19 protein-coding genes and 1 pseudogene are annotated in these 24,375 nt (G+C 47.9%); 18 read left to right on the top strand and 2 right to left on the bottom strand.

All coding sequences use genetic code 11. The annotated features are described in order from the left end of the window. Positions 1-42 precede the first annotated feature (42 nt). The 13 genes from BUC05_RS07975 to pucE all read left to right on the top strand — a co-directional run bounded on the left by BUC05_RS07975 (position 43) and on the right by pucE (position 14,641). Positions 43-1,035 (top strand): ABC transporter substrate-binding protein, encoded by a 993-nt coding sequence (locus BUC05_RS07975; RefSeq protein ID WP_011248588.1) that lies wholly within the window; start codon positions 43-45, stop codon positions 1,033-1,035. A 2-nt stretch (positions 1,036-1,037) separates the two neighbouring features. Further along, positions 1,038-3,026 (top strand): Fe(3+)-hydroxamate ABC transporter permease FhuB, encoded by a 1,989-nt coding sequence (gene fhuB, locus BUC05_RS07980; protein WP_035206172.1) that lies wholly within the window; start codon positions 1,038-1,040, stop codon positions 3,024-3,026. A gap of 404 nt (positions 3,027-3,430) precedes the next feature. Beyond that, positions 3,431-4,195, top strand: a complete 765-nt coding sequence (locus tag BUC05_RS07985; RefSeq protein WP_035206174.1) for an ABC transporter ATP-binding protein — start codon at positions 3,431-3,433, stop codon at positions 4,193-4,195. A gap of 4 nt (positions 4,196-4,199) precedes the next feature. Beyond that, positions 4,200-5,069 carry an ABC transporter permease gene (locus BUC05_RS07990; protein WP_035206175.1) on the top strand — a complete coding sequence of 290 codons (870 nt, stop codon included), beginning with the start codon at positions 4,200-4,202 and terminating at the stop codon, positions 5,067-5,069. 30 nt (positions 5,070-5,099) lie between these two features. Continuing rightward, complete coding sequence (locus BUC05_RS07995; RefSeq protein WP_035206176.1) at positions 5,100-6,143, top strand: ABC transporter substrate-binding protein; 1,044 nt, start codon at positions 5,100-5,102, stop codon at positions 6,141-6,143. Between the two features lie 480 nt (positions 6,144-6,623). After that, positions 6,624-7,418 carry an ABC transporter ATP-binding protein gene (locus tag BUC05_RS08000; RefSeq protein ID WP_035206178.1) on the top strand — a complete coding sequence of 265 codons (795 nt, stop codon included), beginning with the start codon at positions 6,624-6,626 and terminating at the stop codon, positions 7,416-7,418. Beyond that, a complete protein-coding gene (locus tag BUC05_RS08005) occupies positions 7,418-8,281 on the top strand; it encodes an ABC transporter permease (RefSeq protein WP_035206179.1) in 864 nt (287 codons plus the stop codon). The genes BUC05_RS08000 and BUC05_RS08005 overlap by 1 nt, the downstream gene beginning before the upstream one ends. A gap of 19 nt (positions 8,282-8,300) precedes the next feature. Beyond that, positions 8,301-9,281: an ABC transporter substrate-binding protein gene (locus BUC05_RS08010; RefSeq protein WP_035206180.1), complete on the top strand. Its 981-nt coding sequence runs from the start codon at positions 8,301-8,303 to the stop codon at positions 9,279-9,281. 148 nt (positions 9,282-9,429) lie between these two features. Next, complete coding sequence (locus BUC05_RS08015; RefSeq protein ID WP_073304508.1) at positions 9,430-10,434, top strand: XdhC family protein; 1,005 nt, start codon at positions 9,430-9,432, stop codon at positions 10,432-10,434. Further along, positions 10,431-11,045 carry a xanthine dehydrogenase accessory protein PucB gene (pucB, locus tag BUC05_RS08020; RefSeq protein ID WP_073304510.1) on the top strand — a complete coding sequence of 205 codons (615 nt, stop codon included), beginning with the start codon at positions 10,431-10,433 and terminating at the stop codon, positions 11,043-11,045. Before BUC05_RS08015 ends, pucB begins: the two co-directional genes overlap by 4 nt. Beyond that, the gene (gene pucC, locus BUC05_RS08025; protein ID WP_073304512.1) at positions 11,012-11,905 is read left to right on the top strand and encodes a xanthine dehydrogenase subunit C; all 894 of its coding nucleotides are present in this window, start codon (positions 11,012-11,014) and stop codon (positions 11,903-11,905) included. The genes pucB and pucC overlap by 34 nt, the downstream gene beginning before the upstream one ends. Then, positions 11,880-14,129, top strand: coding sequence for a xanthine dehydrogenase subunit D (pucD, locus tag BUC05_RS08030; protein ID WP_073304514.1), 2,250 nt, complete (start codon positions 11,880-11,882; stop codon positions 14,127-14,129). The genes pucC and pucD overlap by 26 nt, the downstream gene beginning before the upstream one ends. Next, positions 14,096-14,641: a xanthine dehydrogenase subunit E gene (gene pucE / locus BUC05_RS08035; protein WP_035206188.1), complete on the top strand. Its 546-nt coding sequence runs from the start codon at positions 14,096-14,098 to the stop codon at positions 14,639-14,641. Before pucD ends, pucE begins: the two co-directional genes overlap by 34 nt. Positions 14,642-14,875: 234 nt before the next feature. On the opposite strand, the gene BUC05_RS08040 is transcribed toward pucE, so the two are convergent. Further along, a complete protein-coding gene (locus tag BUC05_RS08040) occupies positions 14,876-16,117 on the bottom strand; it encodes a pyridoxal-phosphate-dependent aminotransferase family protein (protein WP_035206189.1) in 1,242 nt (413 codons plus the stop codon). Positions 16,118-16,153: 36 nt separating this feature from the next. Next, entirely contained in the window at positions 16,154-17,386 is a 1,233-nt protein-coding gene (locus BUC05_RS08045) for a Zn-dependent hydrolase (protein ID WP_073304516.1), read from the bottom strand. Between the two features lie 172 nt (positions 17,387-17,558). Between BUC05_RS08045 and BUC05_RS08050 the strand changes: the two genes are divergently transcribed. The 5 genes and pseudogenes from BUC05_RS08050 (at position 17,559) to allB (ending at position 24,367) form a co-directional block, all read left to right on the top strand. Next, positions 17,559-19,223 carry a PucR family transcriptional regulator gene (locus BUC05_RS08050; RefSeq protein ID WP_073304519.1) on the top strand — a complete coding sequence of 555 codons (1,665 nt, stop codon included), beginning with the start codon at positions 17,559-17,561 and terminating at the stop codon, positions 19,221-19,223. A gap of 83 nt (positions 19,224-19,306) precedes the next feature. After that, positions 19,307-20,796: pseudogene (gene pucL, locus BUC05_RS08060) on the top strand (factor-independent urate hydroxylase). Next, positions 20,793-21,131 (top strand): hydroxyisourate hydrolase, encoded by a 339-nt coding sequence (gene uraH, locus BUC05_RS08065; RefSeq protein WP_011248570.1) that lies wholly within the window; start codon positions 20,793-20,795, stop codon positions 21,129-21,131. The pseudogene pucL and the gene uraH overlap by 4 nt, the downstream one beginning before the upstream one ends. A gap of 415 nt (positions 21,132-21,546) precedes the next feature. Next, complete coding sequence (locus tag BUC05_RS08070) at positions 21,547-22,998, top strand: YfcC family protein (protein ID WP_084140038.1); 1,452 nt, start codon at positions 21,547-21,549, stop codon at positions 22,996-22,998. A gap of 22 nt (positions 22,999-23,020) precedes the next feature. Then, positions 23,021-24,367, top strand: a complete 1,347-nt coding sequence (gene allB / locus BUC05_RS08075; RefSeq protein ID WP_073304525.1) for an allantoinase AllB — start codon at positions 23,021-23,023, stop codon at positions 24,365-24,367. The last annotated feature ends 8 nt before the right edge of the window (positions 24,368-24,375 follow it).

Consider the following 24,375-nt stretch of genomic DNA (forward strand, 5'->3'; position numbering starts at 1 on the left):
TTGAGAATGAAAATTGTTATCAACAAAAGGAGCAGAATAGATATGAAAAAGAGGCATGTATTTGTCGCTGCCAGCGCGTTTATGTTATTAGCGGCATGTAATAGCAGCAACGAGGGGAACGGACAAGAAAATACATCAAAAGACGGCAATAGTGACACAGGTTCCATCACGGTTACGGACACACAAGGAGAGCAAACGTTTACAGAACCGGCTAAGCGTGTCGTCGCCCTTGACTGGACGTATGTAGAAAATTTATTGGCCCTTGGTGTCCAGCCAGTTGGAGTGGCTGACGTCGAAAATTACCATAAATGGGTAGATGTCCGCGAAGAGCTTTCAGACGATGTCGTCGATGTAGGCTTGCGGACGGAGCCTAATTTGGAGGCTATTGCCCAATTAGAGCCGGACCTCATTATATCAGCAAATTATCGTTCTGAAAACATTGAAGAGGAACTGAAAGACATTGCGCCAATGCTCATCTTTGATCCTTATCCTGAAGAAAGCAAAGGCATTACCCATTACGAAGAAATGGAAACGACATTCCGCGAAATGGCAAAAGTGGTAGACAAAGAGGCGGAAGGGGAAGCCATACTGGCTGAACTCGATGAAAAATATGAAGAAGGCAAGGAAAAAATCGAGTCTATGGATCTCGAGACGAGAGATTTCGTGTTGACGATGGCTTATACCGATAACCAAGCGCCTGTGTTCCGCTTATTCAATCCGAATGGAATGGCGCCAGCAATTTTAGAGAAGATTGGCTTAAACAATGCCTATGATTCAGGAAGCTTTGAGTTGTACGGGTACGCTACGACGGGGGTAGAGGAGCTGCTTTCAGTCGAGGACGCAAACTTCCTTCATATCGTCCAAGACGATGATGGCTTATTTGAGGAAGGGCTGGCAAACAATGCAGTATGGAATGACTTGAATTTCGTAAAGGAGGGCCGGGTTTATGCCCTTGGCGGTGACACGTGGCCGTACGGTGGTCCTCTGTCGGCAATGACGTTGATTGACCGCACCGTTGAAGCATTAGACCAGTAAGCATGAATGAACAAGGCAAGAGCGTTTTTTATTCTTTTTTTCTTTTAATAATAGGCCTTTCTTTGTTGTTGGTGATTTCCGGCCTTCATTTAACGCAAGGACAAGCACCGTTTACACTAAAGGAGCTTGTGCTTGGTTTATGGGAAGGAGATGACCGTATTCAAAGCGTCGTTTTTGGCATCCGCATGCCAAGGGTCGCTGTCGGTTTATTGGCTGGCGGCGCTTTGGCAATGGCCGGCTTGGTCCTGCAAACGCTGACGAAAAACCCACTTGCTTCGGCGGGGACGCTTGGCATTAATGCTGGTGCCTATTTTATGGTCGTAGCTGCAGCTGTTTTTTTTCCAGGCTTAAACAGTTCGTACCCATTTATTGCGTCTTTTCTCGGCTCTGCATTCGCAGCGCTTCTTGTCTTCTCACTTGCTGGACGGGCAATGGATCCCGTCCGCGTTGCTCTGACGGGGATGATTGTCTCTCTTTTGTTTGCGGCTGTGACGAGCGGGTTGCAGCTTATGTTTGAGCAAGAGACAAACGGCTTGTTTTTGTGGGGGGCAGGCACATTGATCCAGAATGACTGGTCTGGATTCCGGTTTGCACTCCCGTTCATCGTTTGTGCCGGCTTGCTTTTGCTTTTATTAGGAAAACAATTTGACTTATTGCTTTTAGGGGAAGAGGCTGCTGCTGGCCTAGGTGCATCTATCCAGCGGATCAAAGCAGCTGGATGGCTGTTGGCCATCATGTTGGCGGCTGCGACAGTAAGCGTCGCTGGACCAATTGGCTTCATTGGCTTAATGGCGCCACACATTGTCCGGATGCTCGGCATTCGCGGCCATCTGCAGCAGCTCATCCATGCCTTTGTGTGGGGCGCCTTTTTGCTCATCGCTGCAGATGTACTGGCTCGGTTCATTCAGCCGGGAAGTGAAATCCCTGTTGGCGCGATCACTGCTTTAATAGGCGGACCGTGGCTGATGTACTTAGCTTACCGGACAGGAAAACGCTATAAAGGGCAGAATCAGACGCTGCGTGGGAATCGAAGCAAGCTGTCGTTTCCTTGGTTGATTACAAGTATGGTGGCAGCTTTGCTCGTGGTGGCGATCGGTGCACTTGCGTTCGGCGGCGGTAGCTTTTACAGTTTTCCGGAAATGGTATCAGGAGCCCTTTTCGATACAGTCACGGTGCAGTTCCGTTGGCCGCGGGTGCTTGTTGCCTTTCTCGTTGGTTCGTTGTTAGCCCTTTGCGGCGTTTTGCTGCAAAGTGTGCTCCGCAATCCACTTGGCGACCCGTCGATTTTGGGAATTACTTCTGGCGGTGGCGTCGGCGCCCTGTCTGTTATAGTGCTGTTTCCGTCACTATCGTTTGCCTGGGTGCCTGTAGGGGCAGCCACCGGCGCGGGACTGGCGATCGCTATTATTCTGTTAGCGACGAAACGATCGAATTGGGAACCCATTTCTTTGGCGTTAATGGGCGTCGCCGTCTCAGCGATGGGGTCAGGCATCATTCAAATTTTAACTGTCAAGGCAGGAGTCGGCGTTGCACCTGTCCTTCTCTGGTTAGCAGGAAGCACCTACGGGATGAATTGGCAGGATGTCTGGTTTCTCGCTTTCGTGCTGATCGCGCTCGTTCCTATTTCTTACTCGTTTTCCCGTCAACTTGACGTTCTCGCCTTAAACCAAGAAGTATCGGTTACGCTTGGCTTGCGTATTCAGCTTGTCCGTGTCCTCGTCTTGCTTTTGGCCGTTGGCGCTGGAGCAGCCGCGGTGGCCGTAGCAGGGGCGATTAGTTTTATTGGCCTTCTTGCTCCACACGCTGCTAGGGGAATCGTTGGCGTCAAAACCCGTTTCGTTGTCCCTGTTTCCATGTTGCTAGGCGGCATTCTCCTTGTGACAGCTGATTTGCTAGGCAGGCTTGTCCTTTATCCGAAAGACATTCCGTCTGGTTTGCTCGTTGCGATCATCGGCGCACCTTATCTGTTATATATTATGAAAAAATTGTAGGTAGTTAAAGTTGGCTAAAAAGGGATCAGCCCGTCTTGGTAACCAGGCGGGCTGATCCCTTGTTATTTACGGAAAGGCTTCTTTATCCTGATCGTTAACAACAAGCAACTTGCTCAACGTTTTGGCTGCTTGTTTTTCACCTTCCCTCACGGAAGACACCAACAAAGTTGTCATTCTTTCTCACATATCCTATCACTGTTGGGACAGCAATCTTTAGATCAATTAGTTGTATTAAACAAGGGAACACTTAAAAGATTAGCTGTTATGAACAATGACTATTTAAATAGCGTTGTTATAATTCAATTTGAATCAACTCCGTTATTGTCGGCTGGTGCATAGAAATGAAAATAGATTGGAACGAGGCGAAAAGTCGAAATAAACTGAACAAGGAAGAGGGGATCTAGTTGAGTTTAGTGATAAAACAAGTCAATAAATCGTACCAATCAAATGAAGCAACAAAGCATGTCTTAAAAAACGTAAGCTTTAGTGCAGGAGAAAATGAATTTGTGTGCATACTCGGCCATAGCGGTTGCGGCAAGTCGACATTGCTTAATTTGATTGCAGGGTTTTCTAGCCAAGACGAGGGAATCATTGAAGTAAACGGAAAGCCAATTGAAGGTCCGAGTAAGGAACGGGGCGTGGTTTTTCAAGAACATGCTTTATTTCCTTGGTATACCGTGATTGAAAACATTGCACTTGGACCGATTTTGGGAGGACAACCTAAGGCTAAAGCTTTGGAAATGGCTTTCGAATATTTAGTGCTTGTCGGGTTAGCAGAATGTGCAGATCAATACCCAAGCCAACTGTCAGGCGGGATGAAACAAAGGGTTGGGATTGCGCGGGCATTAGCGAATAAACCCCGTATTCTATTAATGGATGAACCGTTTGGAGCGCTTGATATTTTGACAAGAGAGACAATGAGAAAAGAGTTGTTATCGATTTGGATGCAGCTTCAGACGACGGTTCTTTTTGTTACACATAGTATTTCAGAAGCTGTCCATTTAGCTGACCGAATTTTAGTAATGAAAGATGGGGAGATTAAGGCGAATATTGAAGTCCCATTAAGCCGGCCAAGAGATGAGGAAAGCACCACGTTTTTAAGGATGGCCAAAGATATGCAAGCCTTGTTGTCGGCAGATAATCAGAAATTGAAGGCATTAGGAGGATGAATCGATGTCAGCAATGGGAAGTCCGAATATGCAGTCAGCGACCATGAATCATAAAGGCATCGCAAAAAGAAAGCACTGGCTCGATCAAGATCGTTTGTTTCGTGGTATGACGGTTATTGGTTTCTTTCTATTATGGCAAGTTGTAGGGATGTTAAATGTCCAAATGGAGTGGATGAATCCGGCGTTTTTGCCAACGCCAGTGAATGTTCTTGAGGCAGTCTTACATCTCCACAACCAAGGTGTGTTATTCACTCATATCTGGTCCAGCACGTGGCGGTTGCTATTAGGTTTTGCACTTGGGGTTGTACTTGCGGTTATGCTCGCTTTTATGATTGTAAAATTTAAGCTTGTACAAAATATAGTCGAGCCATTCCTAAATATGGTTGGCCCAATCCCTCCATTTGCGCTGTTACCGATTTTTATTATTTGGATGGGAGTTGGAGAACTGCCAAAATTGACGTTAATTACATATGCAACCGCTATTCCAATGATTGCTTATACTGTTGACGGCATCCGCAATGTCAATCCGCTTTTGATTCGTTCGGCGCTATCGCTTGGTGCGAACCAATGGCAAGTGTTTAAAAAAGTCATTTTGCCTGCCTCGCTACCGCCAATATTCGTAGGCATGCGTGTCACATTGGCCATTTCTTTTTCAGCGATGGTCGTAGCTGAAATGATTGGTTCGTATTCAGGGTTAGGCTATTTGATTATTGATTCGAGAAACTTTTTTCAAATGGATAATATGTTTTTGGCGGCAGCTTTAATTGGTGTGCTTTATTCGATCTTTGCTTTTATTCTCGGGCAAATGGAAAAGCGGTTGTTTAAGTGGAAGCAAGGCACACAAATCAATGATGCAGTAACGAAAACGAGGTAAATGAGTGATGGAAGAGTGGGGGAATCGAGAATGTTGAAAAAGGCAAAGCGGGTATCCAATGGTGCAGGCATAGCGCTCGTAACGGCAGCGCTATTAAGTGCTTGTGGGAATGGGAATGAACCAGCTGGTGTGGGCACAAATGAATCCAGTGACTTAGAAACAACAGATATAACGTTGTACGGCGTTGTCGATACACAAGTCTCCGCACAACAGATTGTTGCAGATAAAATGGGTTTTTTTGAAGATGAAGGATTAAATGTAACAAATCAAATTGTTCAATCCGGACCAGACATTGGCCCTCTAATTGCTAGCGGGGATGCGCAAGCAAGCTTTGAAACAACCATTACGAATATTACATTAAAGGCTTCCAATGTAGACAATGTTATTGTTGCTCCAATGGCGAATATTTCTGGTACACAGGCGGTGATTGCCCACCCCGATTTTGAAGTGGGCAGTGCAAAAGATTTAGAAGGGGCGACAATAGGGATGGTCCAAGGGGCGGGCGTAACGATTGCCCTGCAAAACATGGCTGATGAACTTGGTGTTGATTTAGATACGGTGAACTTTATTAACATGTCGCCTACGGATCAAATTGCCGCGCTGGACAATGGGAACATTGATTTAATGGCAGCTTGGGAGCCGTGGATTACAACAGGAGTAGAACAAGGAGCAACGTTTTTATTTAGCGGAAACGTTTCAGAACTTCCTGGAGCAGAAGGGGAAGTTGATTGGATGCAGTATTATTCGACGTTCCAGGTGACAGAAGAGTTTTTAGAGGAAAACCCGAATACCGTCAAAGCCCTTTTGCGCGCTCTTTTGCGAGCAACAGAATATATCAATGAAGATCGAGAAGGCGCGTTAGACATCATGGATGAAGCAATACAGCATTTGCCACGGGAACAAATTGCCGAGATCATGGAGCGCAACGAGTATTCCATGGATGTAACTGAAGACCTAAAAGAAGGTTCCGACGTGATTGGCGAACATTTATTGAATATGGACAGTATTAACCAACAGCCAGAGTTTGAACAATATACGAACTTTAGCTTGCTTGAAGAAGTATTAGCTGAATAAGGAAAGCCCACGCGGACGGATACCTTCCTCTAGCGTGGGCTTTTTCTAAAAAAAGCTGCAGCACCCATCAGTCTATAGCTCATGCCGATGTGCAGCACTCTCACAGTTAGGTCTAGCGTTTAAGAGAAAATAAAAAGAAACAAAATGGAAAGCGTTTGCGTGATGATGTGCAAACAACAATGATCTGTTCGGCCGTTGCCCCATGCTGAAAAAGCTGATTTAATCTGTGAAAAAACCTTACACATTTTAGGTAGGATCTACGAATCGGTGATTCCACGAAAAACGCCAATGAAAGGATCGCTGTGCGGTTTTATTGTTCCACACTAGACATCGAAATACCCCCCTTTTCCAACAAAATGATAGTTAACGATAGATTATTTAGTTAATTTAAACAATGACGCACGCCAGTAAAAACACTACTATTGCCTATAACAACAGCAAATGCGACATAGTCTTGCATAACAAAAGGGGGCGTTTTGTTTGGATCGACGAGAAAAAGAACTAGTTGCCTTTGACCGAGTTGGCAAAATGTACAATAACGGTACGGTTGCTTTACATTCGTTTAATCTCCAGATTAGAAAAGGAGAATTTGTCACTTTTTTAGGGCCGTCCGGTTGCGGAAAATCTACAGCATTGCGGATGGCGGCAGGGCTTTCCGAACCAACGGATGGAGAAGTAACGGTGTTTGGCCAGTCGCCAAAACAAACAATCAAAGAGACCACTAACGTCGCTTTTGTTTTCCAAGAGCCAACGTTGCTGCCGTGGCGTAAAGTCATTGACAACGTCGTGTTGCCTCTTGAACTGAAAGGCGTGAGTAAAAAAGAAGCGCGCAGCGAAGCACAGCGCGTGCTAGAGATGGTCGGGCTAACCAAACACCTTTATTCGTATCCGCGGCAATTGTCCGGCGGCATGCAAATGCGTGTATCGATTGCCCGGGCATTGGCAGCAAAACCGAAATTGTTATTGATGGATGAGCCATTTGCCGCTCTTGATGAAATCACTAGGCAAAAATTGCAAGTCGAGTTATTGGAAATTTGGAAAAAAGAAGCCGCGACGATTTTGTTCGTCACACACAATGTGTTTGAAGCTGTCTTTTTGTCTACGAAAATAGCTGTGCTTTCAAGCAGCCCAGGACGGCTTACAGAAGTGATTGATGTCAACTTGCCAAGCCCTCGGAGGTTGGAAGATCGGACCTCAGAAATCTATAACGATTATGTTGAACAAGCGAGTAAGGCACTTGAAGAAGGTTCGAACAAACAGAAGGAGGGAGCCTAATGCCAACAACGACGATCCAGCAGGCAAAAAAGCCAGTTGTTTCTAAGCGCTCCCCGCAGCGAAAGCCTCAATTGGCAAGCAATCGTTTTACCCGCTATTTTTTAGGTCCAATTATAGCCTTTATCGTGTTTGTTTCTACCTGGCAGCTGATTCCGCTTATGCTAGGCATCCCTCACTATATTTTGCCAAAGCCGACAGACGTTGTCGCCTCTGCGGCGAGTCAGTGGCCACTATTGTCTGAGGCAGTCAGCGTCACTGTCGTCGTTTCTGCTATTGGTTTTTTGCTTAGTGCTGTGATTGGCGTAGGCATTTCGATCTTGCTGGCAAGCTCAAAAGTGATTGAGCGCAGCATTTACCCATACGCAATTATTTTGCAGACGTTGCCTGTGGTAGCTATTGCCCCCATTATTGTCATTTGGTTTGGAGCTGGTTTTAATGCGATTGTCGTTGTCTCGTTTTTAATTGGTTTCTTTCCAATTGTTTCAAATACCCTCATGGGCCTTAATTCGGTCAATAAGCAAATGGACGAGCTATTTTCTCTTTATAACGCGTCAAAATGGCAGAAAATGTGGAGGCTTCGTGTACCGGCAGCACTGCCGTTTATGATGGCGGGTTTGAAAATCTCTGCTACTTTATCGATTGTCGGCGCCATTGTCGGCGAATACGTCGCTGGCGTCGGCGGAGGGAAAGGAGGAATTGGCTACGCGATAACGGTGGCAGCCATTCAAGTGAACACGTCCTTTATTTTTGCACTGGCCATTTGCGGCGCTATTCTTGGCATAGGTTTTTATTTGGCAATGAGCCTTTTGTCGAAAGTAGTCCTTGGTTCGTGGCATGAATCTTCCATCAAACAAGACCTTTAAAGAAAGCAGGGAAATCAACATGGAAAATCGACAAAAACGTTACCGGTTGCTGGCTTTGTCGCTTTTAGGGGCAGCGGTTTTGAGCGGCTGTGGCGGTGAGGCGACAGGAGATGGGCCAAAAGAAGTGAAGCTAGTCTTAAACTGGTTTCCAAAAGCGCAGATGGGCGGTTTCTTTGCTGCTCAGTCACAAGCGTATTACGAAGACAACGGCCTTGACGTTGACATTGAACCAGGTGGCCCTGAAGTCTCGGCTATTCAAATGGTGGCGGCAGGCCAAGCCGAGTTTGGCTTAGCCCATGCTGACCAAATCTTAATCGCAAGGAACCAAGGCATTGAGCTAGTAGCGCTAGCGGCGAGCTTGCAGGAAAGCCCGCAAGCACTCATGTTCCATGAAGGGCATGGGACGGACAGCTTTGCCGACATCAACGGTCGGACCGCTTATATTGAGCCAGGGATTCCATATTGGGATTATTTAAAATCACAATATGACTTAAGCGACGTGACCGAACTTGCTTACAATGGCCAACATGTTAATTTTCTTGAAAATGAAGAAGCGGTGACACAAGCGTTTTTAACGTCAGAACCGTTTTTTCTTGAACGGGAAGGAATTGGCACAGAGACGTTATTGATTTCAGAGGCTGGCTACAATCCATATAATGTCGTTTTATTTGTCACTAAAGACTATTTAGATAGCAACAAGGAAACGGTTGAGCGCTTTATGGAAGCGTACACGGCTGGCTGGGACTATTACAAGGACCATGATGAGGAAGTGAACGAAGTCATCCATGAGGCGAACGAAAACATCGCTTTAGAAGAACTTGCGTATGAAGCAGAAACGCAATTCGAATTTGTCTTTGGGGGCGATGCAAAGGAGAATGGAGTCGGGTTTATGACAGAAGAACGTTGGGGAGATTTGATCCACCAGCTCGTCGAAATCGGTCAATTGCAGGAAACAGTCGATCCAAATGAAGTTTTCACGACTGAGTTTTTGCAGCACTAGATTAGACGGGGAGAAGATCTAACAACTCCATTTGCAAATAGGCCGTGAATGGTTAAACTGATTGGAATCAGAATCCAAAAAAGGGGGGATGGTGGCGGTGTTGTTCGCCGGTCTTCTCTTTTTCGTACAGTGAAGGGGGTGCAGATAAATGGAAAATATGCATGACATCATCAGTCGGCTAGATAAGACGAACCAACGAACAATGCTGGCAACGATTATCGCTGTTGATGGCTCTGCTTACCGCAAAGAAGGGACAACGATGCTAGTGGAGGAAGACGGCACTAGAACCGGTCTTTTAAGCGCCGGCTGCCTAGAGGAGGATATTAGCGCCCGCTTTGCCTCTGTCTGGGCGCAAGGGCCTATGGTTGAGCGCTATAATATGCGCGCCCTTGACGATGCTTCCTGGGGACTAGACGGCAGTGGCTGCAATGGTGTTGTTGATGTGCTATTGCAGCCGGTGAACGATACGTTGCTTTCATTCCTGCGTAAAACAGGGCAGGCTCTAGCGAGAGGGCAAACGGTAGCGCTTATCCGCAGCGAGGATGTAAGCCAATATCTTTGCCAGACAGAGTCTGGGGAAATGTTTGGCGTTTGGAATGGGGAGAACCCACAGTTGGCAGGGGTTGAAAAAAGCGGCGTTATTTACAGCACTAACTTAACGAAAAACCTATACCTCCAAGTGATACGGCCAAAGCCAAGGCTGTTTGTGTTTGGCGCCCAGGCTGACGCCAAGCCGCTCGTGCAGTTTGCTGCCAAAGTCGGCTTCAGCGTCCATGTGGTCGATTGGCGCCCCGCTCTCTGTACAAAAACTCATTTTCCTGATGCTGATAAACGTATCATCGGTTTTCCTCATGAAGTCATTCCAACGCTTTCTTTTAAACAAGACGATGCCGTCCTGCTTATGACCCACCACTTTCAACGGGATCAAGAAATTGTATCCCACTTGCTTGATGTCCATCTTGCCTATTTCGGCATCCTTGGTTCAAAAGCACGTACGGCTCGTTTGCTAGCAACCGCTCACGTGCCAGAGGGAATCCGCACACCGGTCGGCTTGCCAATCCGAGCGGAAGGGCCTGAAGAAATTGCGGTTAGCGTTGTCGCCGAATTGATCCAAATGGTAAAAGCAGAACAACGGATACAGGCGCTAACATGAAGACGGTCGCCATCTGCCTTGCTGCTGGCCAAAGTGCACGAATGGGCGAAAACAAACTAGCGCTGCCCCTTTTGGAAACTACTGTCGGCAGCGCCAGTTTAAAAACGGCACTTGGCACAGATGTCGCTAAAATCGTCGTCGTTATCGGCGAAAAATACGGGCATACAAGCTGGCTCGACCCGAAACTGCTCGCTGATCGCCGTATCATGCTCGTCTGCTGCCGAAAAGCGGCAGAAGGCCAAGCGGAATCATTGAAATGTGGACTTGAAGTAGCTGGTGCCCTAGGCGCTTCTGCTGTGCTGATCCTTCTCGCCGACCAGCCGTTTTTGCCTGCGTCTGTCATAAAAAGCGTGTTGGCTACAGCAAAGAGGAGGCCCGATGCCACGTCAGTCTCCGCCTGCTATAAAGGCAAACAAAGGCCGCCAGCGTTATTTCGCCAGTCGCTGTTTGTAAAGCTGCATGCCCTTGCTGGCGACGAAGGTGCAAGGGCGGTTTTGCGCAAGGACAAAAGCAGCCTGGCTGTCCCTGTTGCTGTTGCGTCTGCGTTTTTCGATATTGATACAAAGGAGGATTATCAATGGGCTTGCCGCCATTTGCAGAAGTGGAAATGAACCAGTATCCGCCTGTGTCTATGCCAACGACAGTCGAGCAAGCATGGGCGGAGGCGCAAAAGCCAGGCTCGACCTTCGTCGCGGGTGGAACGATTGTACAAATGCGGAGGGAACAAGGATTTGACATGGGCAACCGCTTTGTTTCTTTAGAGCAAATCCGTCGTTTGAAAACAATGATAGAGACCGATACCGCTATCTATATTGGTGCTTTTGCGACGCTAGCCGAATGTTTGAATAGCAAGATGGTCGCACAAGAACAGCCCCTGCTAGTGCAGGCGCTTGCTTCTATTGGCGCTCCTGCGGTGCGAAATCGCGCTACACTTGGGGGCAACATCGTATACGGCAAAGGCGATTCCATTCCAGCGCTGCTTGTGCTGGAAGCGAACGTCGTTTTATATCACGATGGATTGGCGACGATGCCATTGTCGGAATGGCTTCAGCAAAAGCCAAACGCCCTTTTAACAGAAGTGGAGATTGGCAAATGGCCAGACATGACGCAACGTTTCTGGCTATATGAAAAGGTCGGGCGCCGTGAAACATTTACGGCATCATTAGTGACGGTTGCTGGCGTTGCAGTCCTTGATAACGATCAAACCATTAAAGAACTGAAGTTAGCCGTCGGTGGCGGAGAAATGGTGCCGCACCGACTGCTTGAGATAGAACAGCGCCTTATCGGGAAGCCACTTACGAATGAGTTGCTTGCCGACGTCTACCAGTTTATTAAGCAAACGGGCACACTTGTTGGCACGCCCTTTGCGACGGAAACGTATTTGCGGATGGTGCTCGCAAACCAGATTGTCTCGTTCGTCGATGGCTTGAGAGGGGGAAGAGGAGATGGAAAAACGAACGATTCGTTATGATGGCATTCCCAAAGTCACTGGTTCGCTCCACTATTTAACCGACCTAACGTTTAGGGACACGTTGTATGGCAAAATTTTGCGCAGTCCCTACCCCCATGCGCGCATTCTCTCCATCCATACGGAGAAAGCCAAACAGTTGCCGGGAGTCAAAGCGGTACTCACTTATGCGGATGTGCCTGCGGTCAATGGCTATGGCATCATTGTTCCAGACCATCCCGTTTTTTGTGATACGCATGTCCGTTATGTAGGTGACGCGGTGGCCGCTGTCGCTGCTGTATCGGTGGAAGTAGCAAAAGCAGCGTTGGTGTTAATTGAAGTGGAGTATGAAGAACTCCCTGTACTTGACTCTCCTGAGAAAGCGTTAGAACCGCAAGCAATCAAGCTCCATCCAGAAGGCAACATTCTCCATGTTGCCCATCATCAAAAAGGCGACATTGGCCAAGGGTTCGCGGCTGCGGCGGCGATTGTTGAGGAAACGTATGAATTGCCGAGGCAAATGCATGCCTATATGGAAACGGAAGGAGGGACAGTCGTTCCGGAAGCGGACGGGGGTATAACCGTATATATGGGAACACAGCATGGGTTTAAAGATCGCTTTCAACTAGCACGGATTTTAGGTATACCAGAACAACAGATTCGCATTGTCTCAAGTCCGATGGGCGGGTCCTTTGGTGGCAAAGATGAGCTCAATCTCCAACCTTACGCAGCTTTACTCGCCTTAAAAACAGGGAGGCCAGTTAAAATTCACCACACGCGAATGGAATCAGTGCGAGCAGGGCTCAAACGCCATCCGATGAAGATCACTGTGCGCACGGGCGCCGACCAAATGGGCTGCCTTACTGCCCATCACGTGGAAATCATTGCCGATACTGGCCCTTACACGACACTGGGGCCAGCCATTCTTGATTTCGCCGTAGAGCATGCGGTTGGCCCTTACCGGATTCCACATGTCCTCGTTAATGGAAAGTCGGTGTTTACGAACAACGCCAATGCTGGTGAATTCCGTGGTTTTGGCGGCAACCAAATGACGTTTGCCCTTGAAGGACAAATGGACCGCCTTGCTGACAAGCTCGGAATGTGCCCGGTAGAACTGCGGCGCCGTAATTTGCGGCGTGCCGATGATTTAGGCCCTTTAGAGCAGCGAATTGTTCCGACCGATGGCGCACGCCTTGTGTTGGAGCGACTTGCAGAAACAACGATGAGGGAACATACGACATCGTCTCGTAAACGAGTCGGCACAGGCTTTGCGTTAACAATGCACGGCGGTGGGTTAGGGTACGGACGTCTTGATCGCGGTGGAGGTCGGCTTTGCTTGACAAAAGAAGGAAAAATTGAGGCTGCCTTTGGTTTTGAAGAAGCCGGCCAAGGAATTTTAACAGTGATTGAAACGATGATGCTTAAAGCGTTTCAGTGCGGGCGGAGCGATCTCGACATCCAAATTGGTGACACAGGCCGTGTGCCGCCCACAGGCTCGACGACAGCTTCTCGGGGCACGAGCATGGTATGGACCGCAATCGAACGATTGAAAGAGCCTTTTATAAAGGCGTTGCTGGACCAGGCGATGCGGGCAACGGGAATAGAGGAAAAGCGGTTGCAACTCGGTGCGGGTGGCGTTTACGAACAGGGGACATTGGTTATCGACTATAAAAGCCTGGCCCGCTTTAGTGAAATGCCTCTCTGTTTAGAAACATCGTTTGATTTTCCAACTTCTCCTGATCCTACAGAAGGCGGCCACTACTTGTACACGTTTGCCGCTGTAAAAGCAAAAGTAGAAGTCGATCGGATCACCGGCCGAGTCCAAGTACTCGATTTAAAACAGGCCGTTGCCGCAGGCCCTGTCGTAAATGAACTCGGCTATAGGGGGCAAATCGAAGGCGGCGGCGTAATGGCGCTCGGCTATGCCTTGATGGAAGAAGCGATCATGGAACAAGGCAAGTATGCGACTGAAAATTTTGATACGTACATGATTCCTAGCATAAAAGATGTGCCGTTTGACATGGAAACAGAAGCCATTGAGACATTAGAGCAAGGGGATTGCTATGGGCCAAGAGGCGTAGGCGAAATTGGCACCGTTGCCGTTGCACCGGCCATCGCTAAAGCAATCCATCAAGCTTGCGGCTGTTGGGTGGCGAAGTTGCCGGTTTCGCCAGAACGTTTGCTGGAAGCGATGGAAGAGAGGGAGGAGGATTCATGGCATTCACACGTGCTAACAACCGAAAAGTAAGCCTGACCTTTCAAATCAATGGCCAGACGAGGCAAGTGGAAACATACGCTAGCGTGAGGCTGGCTGATGTGTTGAGAGAGGAACTAGGCTTGACTGGCACAAAAGTGTCATGCGGCATTGGCCGTTGCGGTGCCTGCGCCGTGCTTATGGATGGAAAAGTGGTCAATAGCTGTTTGCTCATGGCGTTCCAAGCAACGAATGTCGAGTTGCAAACGATTGAAGGAATTACCGCTTCTGCCGAAAACGGGGTTGACCCTATGCAGCAAGCATTTTTAGAAGAAGGTGGCTTCCAATGCGGCTATTGCACCCCAGGGATGGTGGTCGCTGCTAAAGCGTTGCTGAATGAAAACCAGGCCCCGAGTGATGAGGAAATGGCCGAAGCATTGTCAGGCAATTTATGCCGTTGTACTGGCTACGCCGGTATTATCCGAGCCGTGCGGAAAGCGGCAAAAGGAAAGCAGGAGAGTGATGTCGAAGGGCCGAACAGTAGCGCGAAAAGGCTGCTCGAATAGAAAGAGATCGCGCTTTCTGAACGACAGGGAGGCGGTTGCGACAGTCGTATTTAGTCGTTTTACCCACTCGAAAAAACAGGCGCAGCCCGGTTACACATCGGGTTGGCGCCTGTTTTTCGCAAGCTTTTCGATTTATTCGGCATCGTCTTTGCAGAGAGGAGCTCGGTCAAATGGTGAATTCGCTCTCCCCATACGGGTGCCAAGCGGCTGACAGCGCCTTGGCCAACTCGCTGTTTAGGCCATTGCGGACTTTTCTGTTTGTTCGTAGTAGGAAAGCGCCGCTTGGACGGCTTTACCGGTTTCAATCTTTGTACCGTAATGGAGAAGCGCTGCCTCAAGTGCTGCGAGCACAAACAAAATGTTTTCCTTGCGACAGCTATAGCCCATTGTGCCAATCCGCCAGATTTTCCCATGGAGCGGTCCGAAAGAGCTAGCGATCTCTACGCCAAAATGGTGCAACATAAAGGCACGCACGCGATCAGCGTCAAGCCCAACAGGTACGCACACGCACGTCACCATTGGCAATTTGTGCTGATGGGAGACAAATAACTCAAGCCCCATTGCTGTTAGACCGGCAATAAGCGCTTTTTCATGGTAGGCGTGTCGCGCAAACCGGTGGGGGAGCCCTTCTTCCAGAAGAATCGCTAACCCTTTATGGAGAGCATACACCATGGAGGTTGCTTCCGTATGGTGGTTCAAACGCCTTGGACTCCAGTAATCCTGCAGCATGCCAAGGTCAAAATAGTTGCTGGCGACAACTGTCCCTCGCAGTGGTTCGTCCAAGTCGTCTTTGGTTGCAATTCCTTGTTCGACTTTTTTGCGGCGGGCAATCACTTCTTCCACTCGTTGATTGTACGTAATCGGTGCCATGCCAGCCGGGACGGACAAGCATTTTTGCGTGCCGCCGATAGCGGCATCAATGTGCCATTCATCGACTAAAACGTCGGTTCCCCCAATCGTAGCAACCGCATCAACAACAAACAGGCAACCTTGTTCACGGCAAGCTTTGCCGATTTGAGCGAGTGGTTGCATGCATCCAGTTGACGTTTCCCCATGGACACACGCGACAATGTTAGGCTTGATTGCGTGGATGTGGTTGATTACTTCTTCTTCGCTAAACACAGTGCCCCACGTACATTCGATTTTGTGGACATCGGCCCCGTAACGTTCGCAAATTTCTACAAGCAAATGGCCGAAACGCCCGTAAATCGGCACAAGCACACGGTCTCCTCGTTCAATTAAACTGGCGAGAACAGCCTCAATCCCTGAACGTGACGTCCCGTCAACGGGATAGGCCCACTCGTTTTCTGTTTGGAACAACTTGCGCAGTTGGTCCATCGTCTGGTTCATGATGTTCGTAAAAGCAGGGTCAAATTGCCCTAGAATCGGCATGCTCATTGCCTGCAAGACACGGGGGTCGACTTCTACCGGCCCTGGCGTCATAATCGTCCGCTTTGCTGAAAGGTACGTATCCATTGCAATTCTCCTTCAAAAACATTTTGCAGCTTTAAACTAATAGGCAAGCTTATACAAAAGGGCGGCAAGTGCAGATACGCCAGCTTCCAAATCTTCATCGGCTGTAAACTCCAATGGGGAGTGGCTAATGCCGCCTTTGCTAGGGACAAACAACAGTGCCGTTGGGCAGCAACTGCCGAAAATTTGCGTATCATGCCCGGCGCCGCTGTACATGTATTGGACTGGAAGCCCTGTTTTTTGCGCAGACTGGAATGCCATTGCTGTAAGGTCTGCGTCCATCGCTACTGGAGCGACGTCTGCCCACTGGTCCACAGAGATGCCTAACTGGCTCGCTTGCTCTTGTTCATGGAAGAACGTCTCCATTTCCTCACAGTAGCGATCGAGCATGTTCGTGGAATGGTGGCGGATATCAAGAGAAAAGCTCACTTTGCCAGGGATGACATTGGCTGTATTTGGGAAGGCTTCAATTTGCCCAACGGTGGCGACAAACGCCTCGTCGATTTTCCTTGCTTTGTCTACTAAGCGGGTAATTAAGCGCGAAGCTAGTTCCATCGCATCTTTGCGCATGTGCATCGGCGTTGTGCCAGCATGGTTGGCAGCGCCTTCCACCGTTACCGTGAAACGCCTTTGACCGACAATAGCCTTGGCAATGCCAATTTTGTTGCCGCTATGTTCCAACACTTGCCCTTGTTCAATATGCAATTCAATGAAACAGTCTATGTCTGTGCGGCGGGGCGCTTGATAATGGCCCTGGCCAAATCCGTTTGCGCGCATTGCCTCGCCTAAACTAATGCCTGATGCGTCAAGGAGTGCATCTATGTCCGCTTGCTCATAGCGTCCTGTAATACTGCCGGACCCCCAAAAAGCAAGGGGGAAACGGCTGCCTTCTTCCTCGCAAAGAGAGACGACATCAATCGTTTTTTTAGGGCGGCCATAGCGGGACACAAGGCGTGAGACAGCAAGCAAGCTGCCGATAATGCCATAAGCTCCATCAAATTTGCCGCCGCTGGAAACCGTGTCAATATGGGAGCCAGTGACGATTGAGGCTTGCGAAGCAAGCGTTCCTTCGATCCGCCCATAAGCATTGCCGACATCGTCAAAGAAAGCATCGAGCCCCTTTGCTTGAAATAAAGAGAAAACGGCCTGTTGGGCTTCCAGCCAGGTTGGTGTATAAAGAAGGCGTGTATTCCCGCCGTCGCTCGTTTTGCCAAAGCGAGCAAGATAGTGAATATAGGCGCTAGCTTGCTCTGTTTCCAAGCTGTTGATCATCGCAAATCGTACCCCTCGCTTTATTTTTTATGTCAGAAATGTTCCGAATACTTCTGTGTGTGACTGATTTTACTGGTAAGCTTACGATAAATCATTGGCAAATCTATTATTTTTTACGGCGAAATTTGTGCAATTTGCCTAACTAATTGAAACGGTAGAGGAGGAGATTCAGTTGAACATTTCCCAATTATTAACGCTGCCTGCCTTTTCTGGCGCGCGGCTCGTGGCAGGAAAAGCGGGGGCAGAGCGCAGTATTGAACATGTCAATATGATGGATGCCCCTGATATAGCTGGCTATTTAAAGGGCAACGATTTGCTTGTAACGACGGCTTACCATTTTAAAGATGACGCAAGCCAATTAGTTGAACTAATTGAAACGATGGCCGAAAAACGTTGCGCCGGTTTGGGGATAAAAGCGAAGCGCTTTCTCGGAAAAATACCTGAAGAAGCGGTGGCCATTGCCAATGCCCATGGGTTGCCTGTTATTGAACTGTCGGAAGAAATAGGGCTAGGGACAATTGTGAATCAAACGTTAAGCGCGATTCTTGATTTGCGCACCAATGAACTAAAAGCGGCAATTGAAGCCCATCAAACGTTCTCTGACCATATCGTTAGTGGAAAAGGGGTTGGTGAACTGTTAGAAAATGTAGCAAAAATCGTTGGCTGCTCTATCATGCTTCTTGATGAACGTTGCCAACTTGTCGGTACGACGCACGCATCGAGGACAATTGTATCGGGCCTCCAATATTTAAACCGGATGGGGTATCAGTTGTTTTTACCACAAACCGCCTATACACACCTTTCTATGATATCGGAAAAAGGACAAGTGGAAGTGTTGACAGTGTTTCCTGTAAGAACGAATAGACCAAAGCAGGCGATGCTCGTTATGTTTGGCCATATACCAGCACTCGAAAACGGTCATCTGTTAACAATTGAACAAGCGGCCAATGTCGTAGCTTTTGAGTTAATGAAAAACAACGCATTGCAACAATATACAAGAAGGGCAAAAAATGACTTCTTTTTGAACTTCATAAAGAAAGCGTATTCGTCTAAAAAGGAGACGCTAAATCGAGCACTGGAATTCGACTTGCACAATGACCAAAAATACAAATGTATTGCCGGACGACTCGATACGGAAGAAAAACAACTTGGCTTTAAACAAAGGCAAATTGAAATCGAAAAAGTGTTTGATTTTATTGAAGAAGAGTTGACTATTTTTCCGTTTGTATCTCATTTGTTTATCATGAATGACATCTGCCTCATTTTAGTGGAAGGGGAATCGGAAGAACTGGCAAGCGAAGAATACTCGCCGACATTGATCGCCTTGGAAATTATCCAAGAACGGGTAGCGGCCCATTTTGACCGGACGATTTCGTTTGGCGTCAGCAATGTATGCCATGAATTTTGGGATGTGATCGAAGCTCACGGTGAAGCCATTAATGCATTAAACTCCGGCCACCTGTCAGGAAACAAACAATTTGTGCAAACATACCAAGCAAAAGACATTTCAAAGCTGTTGCGGATGATTCCAAATGAAGACCTTGCTGAGTTTTGCGCTTATATGTTGCAAAAGCTATCAGATGCGCAAGTAAACGATTTAAGTTTACTACAGACGCTCGCTGTTTATTTGGAAACGCATTGTCAGATTTCTGAAACAGCGAAGCGTCTTTATGTCCATCGCAATACGATCATTTACCGTCTTGAAAAAATTGAAGAATTGCTCGGAAAAGACATCAAAGATCCAGAAACGACGTTGCATTTACGCTTAGCCCTTCGCATCCAGCAAATGCTTTCCGAACAAAGCGACTTGTTAGAACAGCCAAGCGTTGATCGATGATTTGGTTATTTCGCCTAATGACAGCAGACCGCCTTTTTCGTACGATTTGAAGGAATTCATTAGAGAAAAGAGGAGAGGCACTCGTGACGACGTTGGAAGAGCTCAATCAGGCCGATTGCGCCCGTTTTACAAGTATGCTTGGCCACCTTTTTGAACACTCGCCTTGGATTCCTAAGGAGGCGTGGGCTAGACGGCCGTTTGCCTCCATTTGTGATCTTCATCGGGAAATGGTGATGGTGGTAGAAGAAGCTACTTATGAAGACCAATTAAGTTTAATCCAAGCCCACCCCAGGCTAGCGGCGAGCGAAAAGGTAGGCGCTTCTTCGGCAGCAGAGCAGCAAGACGCAGGTTTGGACGTTCTTAGCAAGAGGGAAGCACTCGCCTTTTCCGAATTAAACGATGTTTATGACAAGCGTTTCGGTTTTCCTTTTGTGGAAGCGGTGAAGGGAAAAACAACACAGCAACTATACGACTCCTTGGCTGAACGGATTAACAGCACGAAAGAGGCTGAATTTAACCGGGCGCTTGCTGAAATTTATCAAATCGCGTGGTATCGCTTAGAAGCGTTCATCAAACAACAGAAAGGGTTGGTGTAGAAGTGGAAAATAAACGGACAATGTCTTATGGAAAAGGGAATGTGTTTGCCTACCGAACGTTTATGGAACCGTTAAGCGGGCTTCAGCCGATCCCTGAATCGGCATTTACTGTTCGGGATAACACTGTTTTTGGCATCAATGTCACAGTTGAGGTCGGGGGAAACGCTTTTCTGTCGTCTTTTACAGATGGGGACAATCAAATGGTTGTCGCAACCGATTCTATGAAAAATTTTATCCAACGGCATTTAGCGACTTTTTCAGGACGGACCATTGAGGGCTTTATCCGTTATGTCGGGGAGGCTTTTCTAACGACTTACAGCCACATAGACTGGGTCAAGCTAACAGGCGAAGCCGTGCCTTTTGAAAATACTACGTATGCAAATGGCGAAGAATCAAGCACAAGTTCACTCGTTTATAAGCACTCGCGCAATGAACGAAACGAAGCGTCGATTGAGCTCGTTCGCGAAGGAAACGGCTGGCAAATCAACAGCCAGAATAGCAGACTTCTTGACTTGCAGCTTGTTAAAGTGAAGGACAATTCATTTGTCGGCTTTATTCGCGATCAATATACAACGTTGCCCGAAGATTCCAATCGACCGCTTTTCATTTACTTGAACATTGGCTGGTCTTACGAAACAGACGACGATGCGCTAGGGGAGGAGCCTGCCCGTTATGTAGCTGGAGAACAAGTTGCCGATCTCGCTTCTTCTGTTTTTCATGAACTGGCCTCCCCCTCGATTCAACACTTGATTTACCAAATCGGCTGCCGCATGTTAAAACGATTTCCTCAGCTGCAAGAAGTGACGTTTGAATCGCAAAACCGAACTTGGGACACAGTTGTGGAAGACATTCCCGAAACAGAAGGGAAAGTGTATACGGAGCCGCGCTTGCCATTTGGCTTTCAACGGTTTTCCGTTACAAAAGCAGATCTCGGCCCTCAAACCACGTTTACTAGAACCGAAACAGCGCGATTATGAGCGGCTTAACCACTCACGTTTTAGACATTGGCCACGGCGTTCCTGCCCGAGGAGTGACTGTCGCCCTTTATCGTCTCCAGAAAGGAGAGTGGAAAGCAATAGCAACAGCAGCAACCAATGCGGATGGACGAATCGATTCTCCATTTCTCACCGTCGAGCCGCTCCCTGGCGAGTACCAACTCGTGTTTCATATCGGAGAATATTATGCCAAACGAGAAGTAGAGACGTTTTTAAGCACCGTGCCTGTAAGGTTCGTCCTTTCTTCGCCCCAGGAACATTACCATGTACCGCTACTTGTGTCGCCTTGGGGCTATCAAACATACCGGGGTAGTTAAAAGGAAAACTTGTTTTCTGTGCTCATAAAGTTAGGATGATAGCTATTCCAGTTTGTTGACCGACTATTTTAAAATCGTTTGAATGCCCTTGTATGAAAGATACATGAATCTCTTTTAAGAGTATGTTTCATTTTGAGAGCGGTACATACTCGCTCACATGTCAGCTTTGGCGTTTTTCTCATTGACTTGTGCCAGGGTGCTAGCGCCACCTGGCAATTTTTTTGCCCTTCTTCTCTTTTTTGTGTAAACAATCCTAACAACAAAAGGGGCGGGTTCATCGAAATTCTTCGCTTTTCCCTATTATTGTTTATCTAATTGTTCCAACAAAACGCACATTGTTTAGCTGTTTTGCACAAAGATTTTTCTGATTTGTTGCGCTACAATGTGGAACAACATTTGAGTAAAGGAGAGAGCGATGGAAAAGCATATCCCACAGTCAGTTACGCCGGAACCGATGCCACAGCCAGAACCGCAGAAATCGAGGGGACGGATGCCCCATATTTATGTGTTGTTGTTTTTGATTAGCGGCATGTCCGCGCTTCTAACGTATGTCATTCCGGCTGGTTCATTTGAGCGGATACCTGGTCCAAATGGGCGGGAGACGATTGACCCTGACAGCTTTACGCAAATAGACGGGTCGCCTTTATCCTTTATGGACTTTATGCTTGCTATTCCTAGAGGGATGTCTGATGCAAGCGAGATTATCTTTTTTACCTTTATCATCGGTGGCATGTTTATGGTGCTGCGCCGGACAGAAATCATTGAGATTGGCGTCGACAGGCTTGCCCGCAAATTTAAACATAATAGTGTGTTGATGGTGCCTGTGCTGCTCACTTTGTTTGCGGCAGTGGCGACGACGATTGGCACGCCAGAACTATCGCTTGTTTACATTCCTGTATTAATTCCGCTCTTTATTTCGCTTGGTTATGATTCGATGACCGCGACGGCGATTGCCCTTGTTTCTACAGCTCTTGGATTTACGGCTGGAATCATGAATCCTGGGACAGTAGGAATTTCTCAACAAATTGCCGGCCTTGATACGTATTCAGGCTTTGGTTTGCGCTTGCTTGTATTTGTGGTCATTGTCGCCATCGGCAGTTTGTATATTATGCGGTATGCGGCAAAAGTAAAGACTCGTCCCAAAGAGAGCTTGACTTATACAGAAGACAAACCGAAACGGCTCATGTACAAAGACGCGCTTAATCAACCAATGAAGCCGATCCACAGCCGGCAAATGGCGGCGATTGCGACGTTGCCAGTTTTCTTTGCGATCCTTATTTACGGGGTGACACAGCTTGGCTGGTTTATGCTTGAAATGTCTGGGTTGTTTATTTTCATGGGCATTGTTGTAGGCCTGATTGCCGGGCTTTCGCTCACAAAGATTTGTGAAGCCTTTACGGAAGGGTTTCGCGAAGTGTTGATGGGGGCGATCATTATTGGCATTGCCCGGTCCGTTGCGATCGTTTTAGAAGACGGGCAAATTATGGATTCGATTGTTTATGGGCTCGGCATCGCCGTTGGCCAGCTTCCAAGCACACTAAGTGCCATTGGCATGATGGTTGTCCAACTGTTGATCAATTTCTTTATTCCTTCAGGGAGCGGGCAGGCGTTAGTAACAATGCCAATCATGGCGCCTTTGTCTGATATTTTGGGCGTCACTCGGCAAACGGCGATTCTCGCTTTCCAATTTGGCGATGGCTTTGCCCACGTGCTGTTTCCGACTTCCGGTTACTTTATGGCAGCCCTTGTTGTTGCTGGCGTTAGTTGGAACAAATGGGTCCGATTCTTTTTACCACTGTTTTTAATTTACATGGCCGTCGGCATGGCATTTTTAATTTATGCACAGTCGGTTGGCTGGACAGGCTAAGCAAACGAGAGGAGAACGGCAAATGCTCGATTTGTGCATTACTGGGGGACGAGTTGTGTTACCATCGGGAGTAGAGGAGACCGATGTCGGCATTCAAGCTGGCAAAATTGCCCGAATCGGTCCAATTGATAAAAAAGAAGCGCGTTGTATAATGAACGCAAACGGGCAATATGTTTTTCCAGGAGCTGTTGATACGCATGTCCATTTTTCTGAACCAGGAAGAACCGAGTGGGAAGGATTTTTTACAGGCAGCCGTTCATTAGCTGCTGGCGGTACAACGACTTATGTAGAAATGCCATTGAACGCTCTGCCAGCCACAACCAACCGCGCCAATTTGCAACGAAAGCTTGAGGCGGCCAAAGGGCAAAACTACGTAGACTACAGTTTTTATGGCGGGCTTGTGCCAACCAATCTCCACGAGTTGGCAGACTTGTCCGCCAGCGGCGTTGTCGCCTTTAAGTGTTTTCTCTCTCCATGTGGATCGGATATTCCAGGGGACTTTCGCAATGTCGATTTGAATGGCCTTCGCGCAGGCATGCGCTTATTAGCAGAAAAAGGGCAGCTCCTTTGTGTCCATGCTGAAGATCCAAGCATGATCAGTCAGCTTGAGGCAAAACTCCTTAGCCCAGTTGGCGCTGACGCTTATGTCGCTTCGCGGCCGGTTGAAGCAGAAGTAAAAGCGGTGTGCGACACGCTTGCCGCGGCGCGGGAAACGGGTTGCCGAATCCACTTTGTCCACATCAGTTCCGCCGCAGCAATTGAAGCAATTGAGCGGGCCAAAGAGGAAGGCGTCGATGTTACAGTAGAATCATGTCCCCATTATTTCTTACTGTCTGCTGAGGAGTTAGCGGAGCTTGGCCCACTAGCAAAATGCCAACCGCCACTTCGCCCGAAACAAGAACAGGCGAAATTGTGGGCTTGTTTGCTAGAGGGCAAAATCGACTGGCTTGCTTCTGACCACTCGCCGTGTACGCCTGACTTGAAAGACGGCGATTTCCTGACAGCTTGGGGCGGCATCTCTGGCTGCCAAAACAACATCGATATCATGTTTGATGCGGCAGTCAAGCGGCGCGGCATGCCACCTGAGCAACTGGCTCGTCTCATTGCGACCAATCCGGCTAAACGGATGAACTTGCGAGAAAAAGGGGAAATTGCCATTGGGAAAGACGCTGATTTTGCGTTTGTGGATGATCGGCAAAGCTACACGCTCACAAAAGAGCAGCTTTACTATAAAAATAAGCATAGCCCGTATGTTGGCCGGACAATTGGCTGCAAAGTGACGTGCGTGCTTCTTCGTGGGCAAACGATTTATACAGAGGAAAAAGGCATCATTGGAAAACCGAGCGGCGAGCTGCTCCACATTCATTAAACAGGGGG

This window comes from Shouchella rhizosphaerae (genome assembly GCF_900142675.1).
GTDB lineage: Bacteria > Bacillota > Bacilli > Bacillales > Bacillaceae_D > Shouchella > Shouchella rhizosphaerae.

Bases quoted from the DNA above. Each gene is read 5' to 3' on its own strand.
- BUC05_RS07975 (WP_011248588.1), top strand. From the start codon at position 43: ATGAAAAAGAGGCATGTATTTGTCGCTGCCAGCGCGTTTATGTTATTA.
- fhuB (WP_035206172.1), top strand. From the start codon at position 1,038: ATGAATGAACAAGGCAAGAGCGTTTTTTATTCTTTTTTTCTTTTAATA.
- BUC05_RS07990 (WP_035206175.1), top strand. From the start codon at position 4,200: ATGTCAGCAATGGGAAGTCCGAATATGCAGTCAGCGACCATGAATCAT.
- BUC05_RS07995 (WP_035206176.1), top strand. From the start codon at position 5,100: ATGTTGAAAAAGGCAAAGCGGGTATCCAATGGTGCAGGCATAGCGCTC.
- BUC05_RS08005 (WP_035206179.1), top strand. From the start codon at position 7,418: ATGCCAACAACGACGATCCAGCAGGCAAAAAAGCCAGTTGTTTCTAAG.
- BUC05_RS08010 (WP_035206180.1), top strand. From the start codon at position 8,301: ATGGAAAATCGACAAAAACGTTACCGGTTGCTGGCTTTGTCGCTTTTA.
- BUC05_RS08015 (WP_073304508.1), top strand. From the start codon at position 9,430: ATGGAAAATATGCATGACATCATCAGTCGGCTAGATAAGACGAACCAA.
- pucB (WP_073304510.1), top strand. From the start codon at position 10,431: ATGAAGACGGTCGCCATCTGCCTTGCTGCTGGCCAAAGTGCACGAATG.
- pucC (WP_073304512.1), top strand. From the start codon at position 11,012: ATGGGCTTGCCGCCATTTGCAGAAGTGGAAATGAACCAGTATCCGCCT.
- pucD (WP_073304514.1), top strand. From the start codon at position 11,880: ATGGAAAAACGAACGATTCGTTATGATGGCATTCCCAAAGTCACTGGT.
- pucE (WP_035206188.1), top strand. From the start codon at position 14,096: ATGGCATTCACACGTGCTAACAACCGAAAAGTAAGCCTGACCTTTCAA.
- BUC05_RS08040 (WP_035206189.1), bottom strand. From the start codon at position 16,117: ATGGATACGTACCTTTCAGCAAAGCGGACGATTATGACGCCAGGGCCG.
- BUC05_RS08045 (WP_073304516.1), bottom strand. From the start codon at position 17,386: ATGATCAACAGCTTGGAAACAGAGCAAGCTAGCGCCTATATTCACTAT.
- uraH (WP_011248570.1), top strand. From the start codon at position 20,793: ATGAGCGGCTTAACCACTCACGTTTTAGACATTGGCCACGGCGTTCCT.
- BUC05_RS08070 (WP_084140038.1), top strand. From the start codon at position 21,547: ATGGAAAAGCATATCCCACAGTCAGTTACGCCGGAACCGATGCCACAG.
- allB (WP_073304525.1), top strand. From the start codon at position 23,021: ATGCTCGATTTGTGCATTACTGGGGGACGAGTTGTGTTACCATCGGGA.